This window comes from Kribbella sp. (genome assembly GCF_035655035.1).
In the GTDB taxonomy this organism is placed as follows: Bacteria; Actinomycetota; Actinomycetes; order Propionibacteriales; family Kribbellaceae; genus Kribbella.
In genome coordinates this window covers 1-12,401 of record NZ_DASRVN010000346.1, presented here as the reverse complement: position 1 = coordinate 12,401, position 12,401 = coordinate 1, and the positions used below count along the sequence as shown (strand labels likewise).

Annotated in this window: 16 protein-coding genes and 1 pseudogene; 10 read left to right on the top strand and 7 right to left on the bottom strand. The window is 68.7% G+C overall.

Features of this window, described 5'->3' with window-relative positions:
- Window positions 1–888: hypothetical protein (locus tag VFF46_RS19345; protein ID WP_325038554.1), on the top strand; the 888-nt coding region annotated here is incomplete at its 5' end.
- Here the strand turns inward: VFF46_RS19345 and VFF46_RS19340 are convergent.
- From VFF46_RS19340 to arfB, 4 genes are read right to left on the bottom strand one after another with little or no spacing between them, the layout of a single operon-like run.
- A complete protein-coding gene (locus tag VFF46_RS19340) occupies window positions 851–1,468 on the bottom strand; it encodes a hypothetical protein (RefSeq protein WP_325038553.1) in 618 nt (205 codons plus the stop codon). The genes VFF46_RS19345 and VFF46_RS19340 overlap by 38 nt on opposite strands.
- On the bottom strand, window positions 1,465–2,031 hold the full coding sequence (locus tag VFF46_RS19335) for a hypothetical protein (RefSeq protein WP_325038552.1): 567 nt from the start codon (window positions 2,029–2,031) through the stop codon (window positions 1,465–1,467). Before VFF46_RS19335 ends, VFF46_RS19340 begins: the two co-directional genes overlap by 4 nt.
- The gene (locus tag VFF46_RS19330) at window positions 2,028–2,663 is read right to left on the bottom strand and encodes a hypothetical protein (protein WP_325038551.1); all 636 of its coding nucleotides are present in this window, start codon (window positions 2,661–2,663) and stop codon (window positions 2,028–2,030) included. The genes VFF46_RS19335 and VFF46_RS19330 overlap by 4 nt, the downstream gene beginning before the upstream one ends.
- Before the next feature lie 31 nt (window positions 2,664–2,694).
- Window positions 2,695–3,117: an alternative ribosome rescue aminoacyl-tRNA hydrolase ArfB gene (gene arfB / locus VFF46_RS19325; protein WP_325038550.1), complete on the bottom strand. Its 423-nt coding sequence runs from the start codon at window positions 3,115–3,117 to the stop codon at window positions 2,695–2,697.
- 93 nt (window positions 3,118–3,210) lie between these two features.
- Here arfB and VFF46_RS19320 point away from each other — a divergent pair, with 93 nt between their 5' ends.
- The 6 genes from VFF46_RS19320 (at window position 3,211) to VFF46_RS19295 (ending at window position 8,072) form a co-directional block, all read left to right on the top strand.
- On the top strand, window positions 3,211–3,642 hold the full coding sequence (locus VFF46_RS19320; RefSeq protein WP_325038549.1) for a thioredoxin family protein: 432 nt from the start codon (window positions 3,211–3,213) through the stop codon (window positions 3,640–3,642).
- Between the two features lie 60 nt (window positions 3,643–3,702).
- Complete coding sequence (locus tag VFF46_RS19315; RefSeq protein ID WP_325038548.1) at window positions 3,703–4,683, top strand: RDD family protein; 981 nt, start codon at window positions 3,703–3,705, stop codon at window positions 4,681–4,683.
- A gap of 258 nt (window positions 4,684–4,941) precedes the next feature.
- Window positions 4,942–5,388: a DUF4395 domain-containing protein gene (locus VFF46_RS19310; RefSeq protein WP_325038547.1), complete on the top strand. Its 447-nt coding sequence runs from the start codon at window positions 4,942–4,944 to the stop codon at window positions 5,386–5,388.
- A gap of 13 nt (window positions 5,389–5,401) precedes the next feature.
- The gene (locus tag VFF46_RS19305; protein ID WP_325038546.1) at window positions 5,402–6,250 is read left to right on the top strand and encodes a sulfurtransferase; all 849 of its coding nucleotides are present in this window, start codon (window positions 5,402–5,404) and stop codon (window positions 6,248–6,250) included.
- 3 nt (window positions 6,251–6,253) lie between these two features.
- Window positions 6,254–6,550 carry a DUF1416 domain-containing protein gene (locus tag VFF46_RS19300; RefSeq protein ID WP_325038545.1) on the top strand — a complete coding sequence of 99 codons (297 nt, stop codon included), beginning with the start codon at window positions 6,254–6,256 and terminating at the stop codon, window positions 6,548–6,550.
- 355 nt (window positions 6,551–6,905) lie between these two features.
- A complete protein-coding gene (locus tag VFF46_RS19295; protein WP_325038544.1) occupies window positions 6,906–8,072 on the top strand; it encodes a choice-of-anchor P family protein in 1,167 nt (388 codons plus the stop codon).
- Window positions 8,073–8,156: 84 nt separating this feature from the next.
- Here VFF46_RS19295 and dtd read toward each other — a convergent pair whose 3' ends face one another.
- Entirely contained in the window at window positions 8,157–8,582 is a 426-nt protein-coding gene (gene dtd, locus VFF46_RS19290; protein ID WP_325038543.1) for a D-aminoacyl-tRNA deacylase, read from the bottom strand.
- A 93-nt stretch (window positions 8,583–8,675) separates the two neighbouring features.
- On the opposite strand from dtd, the gene VFF46_RS19285 reads away from it, so the two are divergent.
- Complete coding sequence (locus tag VFF46_RS19285; RefSeq protein ID WP_325038542.1) at window positions 8,676–9,497, top strand: 3-keto-5-aminohexanoate cleavage protein; 822 nt, start codon at window positions 8,676–8,678, stop codon at window positions 9,495–9,497.
- On the opposite strand, the gene VFF46_RS19280 is transcribed toward VFF46_RS19285, so the two are convergent.
- Both VFF46_RS19280 and VFF46_RS19275 read right to left on the bottom strand, forming a co-directional pair.
- Window positions 9,443–9,880: a hypothetical protein gene (locus VFF46_RS19280; RefSeq protein ID WP_325038541.1), complete on the bottom strand. Its 438-nt coding sequence runs from the start codon at window positions 9,878–9,880 to the stop codon at window positions 9,443–9,445. The two genes, VFF46_RS19285 and VFF46_RS19280, sit on opposite strands and share 55 nt — an antisense overlap.
- Window positions 9,877–11,007: a molybdopterin-dependent oxidoreductase gene (locus tag VFF46_RS19275; protein WP_325038540.1), complete on the bottom strand. Its 1,131-nt coding sequence runs from the start codon at window positions 11,005–11,007 to the stop codon at window positions 9,877–9,879. Before VFF46_RS19275 ends, VFF46_RS19280 begins: the two co-directional genes overlap by 4 nt.
- A 163-nt stretch (window positions 11,008–11,170) precedes the next feature.
- Between VFF46_RS19275 and VFF46_RS19270 the strand changes: the two genes are divergently transcribed.
- On the top strand, window positions 11,171–11,728 hold the full coding sequence (locus VFF46_RS19270) for a hypothetical protein (protein ID WP_325038539.1): 558 nt from the start codon (window positions 11,171–11,173) through the stop codon (window positions 11,726–11,728).
- A pseudogene (locus VFF46_RS19265) lies at window positions 11,728–12,401 on the top strand (hypothetical protein); the annotation flags it as partial. The gene VFF46_RS19270 and the pseudogene VFF46_RS19265, both read left to right, overlap by 1 nt.

The following is a 12,401-nucleotide window of genomic DNA, read 5'->3' as shown; positions in this document are numbered from 1 at the left end:
GGCCTGCAGTCGTTGTCCACGTGGCTGTTCATCGGCCTCGGCGTCACGGCGTACCTGCTCCGCTTCGTGTTCAAGAGGTGGAAGAAGGAGAAGGAAGGCCCGGTCCGCAAGCTGTTCGTCACGTACCTCGAGGCGCTGTGGATCTTCGTTGTGGTCTACCAGGCAACGTCGGTGATCCCGCCGCCGAAGACGTGGCTGAAGCAGCGGGTTGCCTGGCAATGGCTGCAGGACGGGTACACCTGGGTGCTGGACCATGTACTCGGGGTGAACCAGGTCCGTGAGGTGTGGGACTCGGTGACGGGCTTCGTCGCGGCCGGCGTCGGCGACCTGTGGAGCGCTGCGGTCCTCCCGCTGATGTGGATCACCATGACCGCGGTCATCTACGGACGCGTCCTTCAGAAGCCCGACAAGCCGCGCTGGCGGTTCGACCGGCTCACGAACCGCTGGCAGCAGACGCCGCGGATCGTCCGGGTCGCCGGGAACTCGGTGGTCGCGGACTGGAAGGACCGGTGGATCCCGGTCGTGCAGGCGTTCCGGCTGGTCGTCCGCTCCGGTCTGCGCCCGATGCTCGGGTACTTCCTGGCCTGGGCCGTCGTCACCTTCGCCGCGAGCGGGGTGTGGATCGCGCTGAAGCTCTGGGTGCTCGGGCCGCACACACTGCAGTTCTGGCAGGTCGTCGACGAGCCGTTGAGCCTGCTGACCGACGGCCTGAAGATCATGCTGCAGGTCAGCCTGCTGGCCGCGGCGTACGACCGGATGATCGGCGGCCTGGCCGGCTACCTCGGCCCGCGCACCCGCGCGGTTTACGAGCAGCCGGCCGGCGACCAGGGCGTCACCGACCTGAGCGCCGCTACTTCGGGAATGCCAAGTACTGAGGAAGCTTCGTAGCCCAGGTGATCATCGGCCGCACGGTGCCGGCCACGGACGTCGGTACGACGAAGATCGCGACCGTCTCGAACGGCTTCCCCGCGGCCGGTTTCAGGTAGTACTGGGCGGCGGCGCCACGCCAGCTGTCCGGCTTGTCGTCCGTACCGCCGGTGCAGCCGGTCGGACGGTCCTGGTAGTCATCGGCCACCACCGTCTCGTCCCAGATACGGCCGTCCGGCGCGCGGAGGTGCATCGAGCAGCCGCCGAGCCCGTCGAGCGCGGACAGCTTGTCCACCTGCAGCCGGAAGTACACGCGGATCCGGGTGGTGCCGGGCGGCAGCTTGTCCGCGTTGGCGTTGGTGAAGCCGGTCCGGATCGGTTGCGGGTCCTGCTCGAGGCTCGCGGCGTACCAGGTGGCGCCGTTGTACGACGTACCGCCGGCCGCGACCTCCACGGGATCGCGCGGCTCGCCGTCGTACCAGGACTTGTAGTCGCTGCGCGTGGTCCACCAGCCCGCGAACGGGATCGCCACGACGAGGGTCGCCAGGGCGGCGGTGTTCTTCCGCAGCCAGCCGCGGCGGGCCCGGCGTGCGCCGCTCACAGCGCGCTCGCATCCGTCAGCGCCACCACGTCCTCGAGCTTCGGCGCGTTGTCGCCGAGCGGCACGGTGACCTGCGGCTCGAGGTCGTTCAGGATCGACTTCTCCATCACCAGGAACGTTGCCCCGGGCACCTTGTCGGCCGGCATCTCGACCACGAACGAACCGCGCACCGGGATGTCCGGCGAGAACTGCGAGCCGGTCAGGTCGACCTGGTCCAGGCCGCTGCGGTTGGAGGCGAGGTAGGTGACGCCGTCCGCCGAGCGGATCTTCACCCCCAGGATGTGCATCGGCTCGCGGGTGGCCACGACGGTCGCGTCGACGACGACGAAGTCGGTCAGCGAGTCCCGGTCCGGCTTCGAGAACGGGATCCGGAGCTTCTTGCCGACCCGGACGTCGTTCACGGTCAGGTTGAACCGCGGCGTCTTCACGGGCCGCCCGACGATGCCCTGCACCGGGGTCGGGTCCTGGATGGCCTTCTGGTCCGGCGTCCAGCGGTAGAGCGCGACGATCGCCACCAGCACGGCGATGGTCAGTCCGATGTTGGCGAGCTTCCGGCCGGTCACTGGCGCTTGTCCTTCACCGCGACGGTGCTGTCGGCGACGACCTTGTCCGGTAGCCACTTCTCGTGGTGGTCGAGGAGCGACTCGTCCACGTGCTGGTAACCCTGGACCGTCAGGTTGACCTCGGCCGGGATCTTGGCGCCCTTCGGCAGCTCCCAGACGAAGGCGACGTCCTCCGTGGCGTCCGGCGTGAGCACCGGGTTCATCGTCGCGTCGCGAAGGTTGGTCGAACCGATCGGCCCGGCGGTGTCCTTGACCCCGGCGACGCCGACCAGCCGGATCATGTCCAGCGGCGGCGTCGTACCGGTGTTGTCGGTCACCTTCAGCTTGGTCACCACCGCGAGCAGTACGCCGCCCGGCTCCGGGGTGAACAGCGGCTTCAGGTCCTTCACGACGGTCGCGTGCTCGAGCGTGACCTCGAACTGGCCGGCGTCGATCGCGGTACCGGCGGACACGTGGGGTGTCTCGTCGCCGGCCTTCTTCAGCCCGCCGAACGCCGCGGCGATCACGAGCAGTACGGCGCCGGCGCCGATCGACCAGGTCCTGACCGAACGGCCGCGCACCTTCAGATCCCGGAACTCCGGGAGCTCCTCCGGCTCCTGCTCCCCAGTTCCCCCGCTCCCCGATTCCTGCACGCCCGCAAGCGTAACTTTCGCAGGGGGCGCGTCAGTCGTCCGGCCGGCCGCGGAGGCGTTTGGTCTGGCCGCGGCGCTTCTTGTCGTCCAGGCGGCGTCGTACGGAGGCCTTGCTCGGTTTGGTCGGGCGGCGTTTGCGCGGCGGCGGGGCGATCGCCTCGCGCAGGACCACCGCCAGCCGCTCCCGGGCGGCCTCCCGGTTCCGGAACTGCGACTTGTACTCCGACGCCGCGATCGTCAGTACGCCGTCCACCAGCCGCGACTGCAGCCGCTCCAGCGCCCGCGTCTTCAGCACGTCGCTCAACGCCGACGTACCGGCCACGTCGAAGCTCAGCTCGACCCGGCTGTCCGTGGTGTTCACCGACTGCCCACCAGGCCCACCGGACCGTGAGAACCGCCACCCCAACTCCCCCTCCGGCACCACCACCCCCGCCCGCACCACAACTCCATCCACACCTCCATTAGACCGGAGCACAGCTGGCAGCACCTTCTCAGTGGTTGAAATGGGTGGTTGAAAGGTGAAGGGGGCGTCGTACCGTGGGTAATTGTGAGTCTTGGGTTGTGGGTGCTGGCCGGTGCTGTGGTCGCCGGTGTGGTGCTCAGTGTGCTCAAGGCCTGGGTGGACGGGCGGTTTCGTGGGAAGAGTGAGGTCGACGTGGAGCGGGTGACGGCCGGTGACCTCGGTTCGGAGCTGGGGGAGCGGGCGACGCTGCTGCAGTTCTCGTCGGCGTTCTGCGCGCCGTGCCGTGCCACCCGGCGGACGCTCGCCGAGGTCGAGGGCATGGTCGACGGCGTACGCCACGTCGAGCTGGATGCCGAGTCGCACCTCGAGCTGGTACGCCGGCTGGACATCCTCCGGACCCCGACGACGCTGATCCTGGACGCCACCGGGGCCGTGGTGAAGCGCGCCAGTGGAGCACCCCGGAAGCCGGACGTGATCGCCGCTCTGGCCGCCGCGATCGACCGCCAGCCGAGCTGAGACCGTCCGGTAGGTGCCACCCGATGGCCAACGCCCCTGGGTGTAGGCAAGACTTTGCCGGTGAGCTCTCAAGCAGCAGGTTGGTACGACGACCCCGAGGACCCGGCCCAGCAGCGGTACTGGGACGGAAACGCCTGGACGGATCAGCGTCGGCCGCAGCAGGGCCCACCTCCGTTCGCGAGTCAGTTCGGCCAGCAGCGGCCTGCTGACATCCCGCGGTACGGCGAGCCCGCACAGCACGGTCAGGTGTACGGCGGCCCGCAGCCGAGCCAGCCGACGCAGCAGGACGAGCCCCGGTACGGCCAGCGCATCCCGGGCTACCAACCACCGCCTGCCCAGCCGCAGTACGGCCAACAGCCCCAGTACGGGCAGCAGCCGCAGTACGGGCAGCCGCAGTACGGCCAGTACGCAGGCCCGCAACAGCAGTACGGCGGCCCGCAGCAGTACGGTCACGGCCAGCCGGGCTACGGCTACCCGGGCCAGCGCATCTACACGACCCCAGACGGCCAGATGCTCTCCGGCTGGTGGCGGCGGGTGTTCGCGCGCATGCTCGACGGGATCATCGCCGGCATCATCGGCCTCCCCCTGACCGGCTACTTCATCTACCAGTACTCCAAGGTGCTCTGGCAGTACTTCCAGGACACCCTCGACAAGGCCGCGGCCGGTACGCCGACAACCAGCACCGCGCTGCCGCCCGAGCTCTACAAGTGGATGATTCCCGCCACACTGATCGCCCTGCTGGTCTCGTTCGTCTACGAGTACCTGTTCCTCACCAAGAAGGGCGCCACCCCGGGCAAGATGGCGCTCGGTATCGCGGTCCGGCTCCGTGACGTGCCAGGCAACCCGCCGGGGAGCGCGGTGCTCAAGCGGTACGGCGTCTACGTGGGCTTCAGCCTGCTGGCCGCGATTCCGCTGGTCGGCACCCTGTTCAGCTTCGCGGCCCTGCTGAACGAGCTGTGGCCGCTCTGGGATGACAAGAAGCAGGCCCTGCACGACAAGGTGGCCGCGACGAACGTCGTCCGCACCTCATCCAGAATGTGATCAATTGTCTCACTGTATGGGACCGTCGGTGGCAGGCCCGCCCAGGTTCCGTACTCTCGACACGTGGTTTACACGACATGGCTGACCAAGCGCAGGGCAGTGGACAACTGCCGGATGCGCTCGTCGCTGTGTCGACGCCGCTGACCAGGCGGCGTCCCGAGCGCTGCGGAACCGGTCGCTGAGCACGGTTCCGCGTACGTCGTCTCCCGCACACTCGGGCGGGTTCTGGCTCGACAACCTCCTTCACCGGGAGTCGTCATGTCCGAACAACAGGTGGCGAAGCAGGTCGATCCCCGCGGTCTCCGGTTCGCGGCCGGTGTCACCACGGTGGTCCTCGCGCTGACGCTGATCCTGAACAACCCCTGGCCGCTCGCGGTCCAGGCCGTGGTGTTCGCGGTGTCGGTCGCGTTCGGCGTGCAGGCATCGCCGTACGGCTGGCTGTTCAGGCGGCTGGTCCGGCCCCGGCTGGGCAAGCCGAAGGAGCTGGAGGACGCGGCGCCGCCGCGGTTCGCCCAGCTGGTCGGCCTGGTCTTCGCGGTCGCCGGCTTGGCCGGGTACCTGACCGGCGCGACCGTGCTGGGAGTTGTCGCCACGGGATTCGCCCTGGTCGCCGCGTTCGTGAACGCGGCCGTCGGGCTCTGCCTCGGCTGCGAGGCCTACCTACTGATCCACCGCATCCGTACGCCATCCACCGCTACCAACTGAGAGGCAGCACCACATGAGCAGGGAATCCGCGCTCGTCTCGGCCGACTGGGTCGAGGAGCACAAGAACGACGCCGGCGTTGTCCTGATCGAGGTCGACGAAGACGTCTCGGCGTACGACGCCGGCCACATCGCCGGAGCGATCAAGCTGGACTGGAAGGACGACCTGCAGGACGCGGTCCGCCGGGACTTCGTCAACCAGGAGCAGTTCAGCGCGCTGCTGTCCGAGCGTGGCGTCAAGAACGAGGACACCGTCGTGCTGTACGGCGGCAACAACAACTGGTTCGCGGCGTACGCGTACTGGTACTTCAAGCTCTACGGCCACGGTGACGTCCGCCTGCTCGACGGCGGCCGCAAGCGCTGGGAGCTGGACAGCCGCGAGCTGACCGACGAGGTCGTCAAGCGCGACGCGACCGAGTACAAGGCGAAGGCGCCGAATCTGGACATCCGCGCGTTCCGCGACGAGGTCGGCGAGGCCATCGGCGTGAAGAACCTGGTCGACGTCCGGAGCCCCGACGAGTACGCCGGCCGGCTGCTCGCCCCGGCGCACCTCCCGCAGGAGCAGGCGCAGCGCGCGGGTCACATCCCGACCGCGGCGAACATCCCGTGGAGCAAGGCGGCCAACGACGACGGCACGTTCCGCGCCGACGACGAGCTCAAGCAGCTGTACGCCGACGCCGGCGTGGACTTCGGCAAGGACACCATCGCGTACTGCCGGATCGGCGAGCGCTCGGCGCACACCTGGTTCGTGCTGCACGAGATCCTCGGCCAGCAGAACGTCAAGAACTACGACGGTTCGTGGACCGAGTGGGGCTCGCTGGTCGGCGTACCCGTTGCCCTCGGCGACGAACCCGGAAAGGCCTGACACATGTGCGGAGCGAAGCAGGGCGGCCTCGACCTGAAGGGCGTGGACGTCGACAAGGAGGCCGTGATCCAGGGCCAGGTGCTGCGCGGCGAGGAGCCGGTCGGCGGCGCGTACGTGCGGCTGCTGGACAGCAGCGGTGAGTTCACCGCCGAGGTCCCGACCTCGGCCACCGGGCACTTCCGGTTCTTCGCGGCGCCGGGCAGCTGGACGCTGCGCACGCTGGCCCCGAAGGCGCAGCCGGTCGACCGCCAGGTGGTCGCTCAGTACGGCGAGGTCGCGGAAGTGGCCGTCACCGTCTGAGCAGTTGCTCGTTACACAAGGTGCCACCCCCACCAGACGGTGGCCCACCCTGAAGTAAGCACCGAGGGGCCCGGACCTTGCGCGTCCGGGCCCTTCGGCATGCCTGGACCGCCTTTGCCGGCAGGGGTTGCGGGACATCGCATCCGGGTTACTCCGGTGTCGGTCGAATCCGGCCGGGAATGTAACGGTTTGATCTCGGAGCGGGGTCGGCTCGTCACCTAACGCAATCGGCCGAGTTGTGTCTGTGTCCTGACCCGCAGTTCGGGTCACGTCATCACTCAGGGAGGAGGGGTCAATGCGACCCCGCATCGGATACAAGAAGCTCGCTGCCGTCGGTGTTGCGGCGGTTGTCGGCGTGGCTTCTACGATTGCGCTGACGTCTGGTTCCGCGTCCGCCTCGCCGGTCTTCGGCTACAGCGGTTACTCGTACGGTACCGACGTCGAATCCGGGCTGGCGAACAGTGGCCCGCAGGTGATCAGCAAGTTCGGTTGCACCACGGACGCCAACAAGGCTGACAAGAACGACATCGCCGCGGCGAACGTGAACGGGCAGGCCATCGCGCGCACGGTCAAGACCGACACGCACGGGTTCGACAACGCCAGCGGCACCGGCGTCACCAGCACCGCGACGGCCGCCGACGTCAAGGTCGGCACTCTGCTCACGCTGACCGGCGTGAAGACCACCACCACGTCGAAGTACTCGAAGGGCCAGCTGTCCTACACCGGCAGCACCACCTTCGCGGGCGTGCGGATCGGCGCGATCTCGGTGCCGTCGCTGATCAACCCGAAGCCGAACACCAAGGTCGCGATTCCGGGCCTGGGCTACATCGTGCTGAACCGCGTCGGCGGCGTGAAGACCGCCTCCGGCATCTACTCGTACGCGCAGGCGGTCGTGATCCACGCGACGGTCAAGAACCAGTTCATCCCGCAGGGCGTCGACGTCGCGGTGCTGAAGACCCGCGCGGAGATCTCGAAGCCGGCGACCGCGCTGGTGATCGGTTCGGCGTACGGCACCAAGGCGACGGCGGACAAGCTGGTCGTCTCCGACGCCACCTCGCTCCAGACCACCTGCCAGGGCACCGAGGGCAAGACGGTCCGGGTCGCGGTCGGCGAGCTGAACATCCCGAAGGTCGCCTACGTCGGCGGTGTCTACACCACCAAGAACGGCGCCATCGGCGCGAACAAGTCCTACATCAACTTCACCTCGCACGTCGCGGGCGTGAAGGTGGGCAACCTGTCCATCGGCGCGATCGAGTCCTCGGCCTCGGCGTGGAAGACGAAGGACAACAAGGCGGGCGTGAGCTCCTCCTCGACCATCGCCTCCATCAAGGTCGGCGGCAAGACCTACGCCGTCCCGACCGGTGAGAACAAGACCCTGAACATTCCGGGGATCGCCAAGCTGACCTTCAACCAGGTCATGCGGCAGAAGCGCTACATCGAGGTCAACGCGCTGGTCATCGACGTCTACAGCCTGAACACCAAGGTTGTCGTTGCCCACTCGGCCGCCGGCGTCGTCAGCTGATCACGGCAATCATCTTCTGAGTCGAACCTCACCGACGCAGAGCGCCGGCCCCCGGATCCCGCACGGATCCGGGGGCCGGCGTCGTTATGCGTCCAGGATCAGCGTGACCGGCCCGTCGTTGACGAGCGCGACCTGCATGTCGGCGCCGAAGATCCCGCGCTCGACCTTCGCGCCGAGGTCCTGCAGCGCGGCGCAGAACGCGTCGTACAGCGGCTCGGACACGGGGCCCGGCGCGGCGGCGCTCCACGACGGGCGGCGGCCCTTGCGGGTGTCGGCGTACAGCGTGAACTGGCTGATCGCGAGGATCGGCGCCTGTTCGTCGGCGGCCGAGCGTTCGCCGTCCAGGATGCGCAGGGTCCAGATCTTCGCGGCCAGCGCGGCCGCCTTCTCCGCGGTGTCGTCGTGCGTGACCCCGAGCAGGATCAGCAGGCCGGGCCCGTCGATCGCACCGACCACCTCGCCGTCCACGGTGACCGACGCCTGACTGACTCGCTGTACTACGGCTCTCATGCGCACATCATCTCGTGCAGGAGATCGTCCGGTCATCGGACCTGCTCACCGGCAAATATCTCGTTTCGAGAGCGGATCTGGCAGGATTTGTCCATGGCGTCGACTCTGATCACTGTTGCCCCCACCGGTGCCGAGACCGCGAAGGCGGACTGCCCGGCATTGCCGACCACGCTCGACGAGCTGGTCGAGACCGCGAAGCGCTGCGAGGCGGCGGGGGCCGCGATGATCCACATCCACATCCGCGACGGCGAGCACAGGCCGACGCTGGACCTCGGCCGGCTGACCGAGACGGTCGCGGCGGTGCGGGAGAACACCGCGCTCGTCGTCCAGCTGTCGACGGGCGGCGCCGTGACTGATCCGTACGAGCACCGCCTGCGTGTTCTGGACGCCGCGCCGGACTCCTGCTCGTTGACGATGGGGACGGTCAACTTCGGCGACGACGTGTTCATGAACCCGTGGCCGTTCGTCACGCAGCTCTTCCAGCTGACGCAGGAGCGCGAGGTGGTCCCGGAGTTCGAGCTGTTCGACCTCGGTCACGTCGCGGCGCTGCACCGGCTGCTGGACAAGTGCGGACTGCCGTACGGCGGGCGCGTGCACTGCGACCTGGTGATGGGGGTGCCCGGCGGCATGCCCGGTACGGCGGACGCGCTCGTTGCCGCGGTCAACGCCCTCCCCGACGCCGTCACGTCCTGGTCCGCCACCGGCATCGGCCGTACGTCGCTGACCGTCGCACTGGCGGCGCTGTCGAAGGGCGGCAACCTCCGCGTCGGTATGGAGGACACGCTGACGCTCGCGAAGGGCGTGCCAGTCACGCACAACGCGGAACTCGTCGAGCGTGCCGCGACCCTGGCGACCCTGGCTCAGCGTCCGCCGATGTCGCCCGACGAGGCCCGCCTCCTGCTGAACGTGAAGTAGCCGACGGCACCGATCACCACGATCGTTGCCTCCAGCACAAGCCAGTCGCGGAGGTAGTCGCGGGGGAGCACCGTCGGGTTCACGCCGGTGCCCTGCCTGAGCAGCAGCGGTATCGCGATCAGACTGGTGATTCCGACGTACAGCAAGGTCGTTCGTACGACGCCCACCGTCCGATGCGCACCCGGCCTGTGCGACCACTGCGCGACCACCCACCCGACGGCAACGGTCAGCGGGGCAAGCACGAAGTCGTCCGCCACCACCGCTCCGCCCAGCCAGAGCGGCAACCGCACCAACCCGTGCACATCGACGCTCTGCAGCAGCTTCCAACCACCCCACAGGGCCATCAGAATGCCGGCGGCAACCATTGCGATCCGTGCCCTCATACGACGACCTCCAACCGGTGCACCCACTTGGTCTGCAAAACCCCCGGACGGTTGGGCGCGATGATCCGCGCCGGAAACCCGTGATCGAGGGCGAGCTCGGTCCCATTGAGTCGTAGTGCCAGCAACGTCAACGGATCCGCCGCGAAGTCCTCCGGCAACTCACTGGTCGCGTAGAACCCGCCCTTCTCCATCGACACCACCCGCACGCGGGACCTGGCCGGCGCCCCACACAGCTCCAGCAGATCCCGCATCCGCACACCTTCCCAATGCGCGCCCTGGCTCCATCCCTCCACGCAAGCGATCGGCAGCGCGGACCGGCTCTGTGGCAGGTGCTGCAATTCCTCGAGGCTGTACGACAGCTGTTTCGGTCCGGCGATCGTGAACCGCCAGTTCGCGTCGATCCCGGCGACGCCCGCCGCGGCCGCCGTACGGTTCACCGGCAGTCCTTGCGGCCCGATGTTCGGCTTCCTCGGCGCGAGAACAGCAACGGATCCGAGCGGCGTCACAGACTGCCCCGCGGTGGTGATCCCGACCAGCGCGGCCGCGCCTGCGACGGTACGGAACAGCCCTCGACGGGTGAGCCCGGTCGTCTCGGCCGGGAGCGACTCCGGCCGGCGCTCCGGCGTACGGCGCCAGTTGGCGCGGATCAGCGGGAGCTTCACCGCGAGATGGACGAGTAGCGCGCCGACGATGATCCACGCGAGCGCGTAGTGCGTCTGCCGGAACGGGAACGGCCACGGGTACCACTGCAGGGTGTTCACGAATCCGATGAACAGTTCGAGCGCCATCGACGAGACGAGTACGAGGATCGACAGCCGCTCGATCAGCTGGCCGACGGCCTTGAGATCCGGCTTCGCGAAGAGCTTCGGGTAGACGGTCCAGAGCTTGGCGAGCAGCAGCGGTACGGCGACGGTGCCGCTGATCACGTGCAGTCCCTGCGTGACGCGGTACAGGTTCGCGGGGCGGCTCGGGACGGGCAGCCAGCTCGGGGTGTCCTGGAGGAAGTGGCTGTAGAGACCGGTCAGGAAGCAGATGACCACGGTGGTCCCGAGCCAGCGGCCGATGACGGTCGCCACCCGCGGATGATGCAGGGGCGACGAGAACGTCGGGGGTGCCGGGAGCTTCATGTTTCCACTAGAACGCAGTTGGGGGCGTGCGAACGGCGTACGGCGGTTACTGCTCGCGAACGGCGTACCCGGAACCAGTTGTCCACAGGTCTGCGATCGACGGCTCCTGGTGGCACCGATCGGGGCATACTCTGGGTCAACTTGACGAAGGGAGTGTGGCGGGGTGAAGACGCAGGAGCGGTCGTCCGACGACGACGAGCGCGCGATGGCGGACCTGGCCGAGGTCGGCGACTGGCGCTCGGTCTGGGGTCCACCGGCCACCGGTGCGGAGGCGATCCGCGCCATGGTCAACCGCGTCACCGCCGTCACCGGCTGGCGTCCGTGGGCGCCCGGGGACATCGATCCCGCCCGCTATACCTGGGGCCTCGTCACCCGCCGCGAGACCGTGATGCTCGTGCTCCCGGACGCCGTCCTCCCGGAGAGCCCCCGCAGCGGCTGGTCGGCGTACGAGATCGCGCCGTCCGAGCTGGCACAGGCCGAGGAGGGTCTCGACCTGCGCTGGCCGGACCAACTGGAGCTCGCCCGCCGTCTGTGGGGACCACCGGTGTACGTCGGCCCCGGGTACGACCCGCGCATCCCGCCGGAGTGGCGCGGGCGCCGCCGGCACCTGGCGGTCTGGCTCCGTCCGGGAGCCGAGTTCCACCTGTATGCGTCTCAGCCGGGCCCGGACGACGACGCGGCCGGCTTCGGATACTCCGTCTATGCCAGCGAGGTGGCCTGATGTCGATCCAAACCGGCGAGCACGATGTGGACGAGGTCCTGGCAGGCATGCACCAGGGGCTGGCGGAGCTGCAGCGGCTCTGGCGGCAAGCGCGGAACCTGCTGGACCGCTGGCAGTCGGGGCGGACCTCCGTCGAAGACCTGCTCAACCGGAGGAACTGGGACGAGCAGATGGACCGGGCCATCCCCAGGCCCGAGGCGGGGACCCACCAAGCGGAGCTCGCCGCCCTGCAGCAGTACGAGCGCGACCTGGCCGGCCAGATCCAGGAGCAGCAGGCGCGGATCGACGAGTTGCAGCGTCAGCGTGACCAGAGCCTGAACAACGACCGGGACCACGACGGCGTCGACGACCGGGTCGAGGACCGAAGAGACCGCGAAGAGGAAGCCGAGGAGTCCGAGCAGGCCGCGGAAGACCTCGAGAACGACCATGACCGCGACGGCGACGGGGTCGACGACGCGGTGGAGGATCGGGAGGAGCAGCGCGCCGAGGCGGATGCGGAGCGAGCGAGGCGCGAGGAGGAACGCCGGGCGAGCGAGGAGGCCGAGCAGGACGACCGGTCCGATCGCGACGGCATCGATCCCGCCACCGCAGCAGCCGGCGCCACGGTCGCCGCCGAGGGACTCGGAGAACTCGAGGACGAGAACGCCAACGACCTCAACGCCAACGAGCCCGA

What these genes read in the sequence shown, in the direction of transcription:
- VFF46_RS19310 (WP_325038547.1), top strand. Translation starts at nt 4,942, where the DNA reads ATGTCCGAACAACAGGTGGCGAAGCAGGTCGATCCCCGCGGTCTCCGG.
- VFF46_RS19305 (WP_325038546.1), top strand. Translation starts at nt 5,402, where the DNA reads ATGAGCAGGGAATCCGCGCTCGTCTCGGCCGACTGGGTCGAGGAGCAC.
- VFF46_RS19300 (WP_325038545.1), top strand. Translation starts at nt 6,254, where the DNA reads ATGTGCGGAGCGAAGCAGGGCGGCCTCGACCTGAAGGGCGTGGACGTC.
- dtd (WP_325038543.1), bottom strand. Translation starts at nt 8,582, where the DNA reads ATGAGAGCCGTAGTACAGCGAGTCAGTCAGGCGTCGGTCACCGTGGAC.
- VFF46_RS19285 (WP_325038542.1), top strand. Translation starts at nt 8,676, where the DNA reads ATGGCGTCGACTCTGATCACTGTTGCCCCCACCGGTGCCGAGACCGCG.
- VFF46_RS19280 (WP_325038541.1), bottom strand. Translation starts at nt 9,880, where the DNA reads ATGAGGGCACGGATCGCAATGGTTGCCGCCGGCATTCTGATGGCCCTG.
- VFF46_RS19275 (WP_325038540.1), bottom strand. Translation starts at nt 11,007, where the DNA reads ATGAAGCTCCCGGCACCCCCGACGTTCTCGTCGCCCCTGCATCATCCG.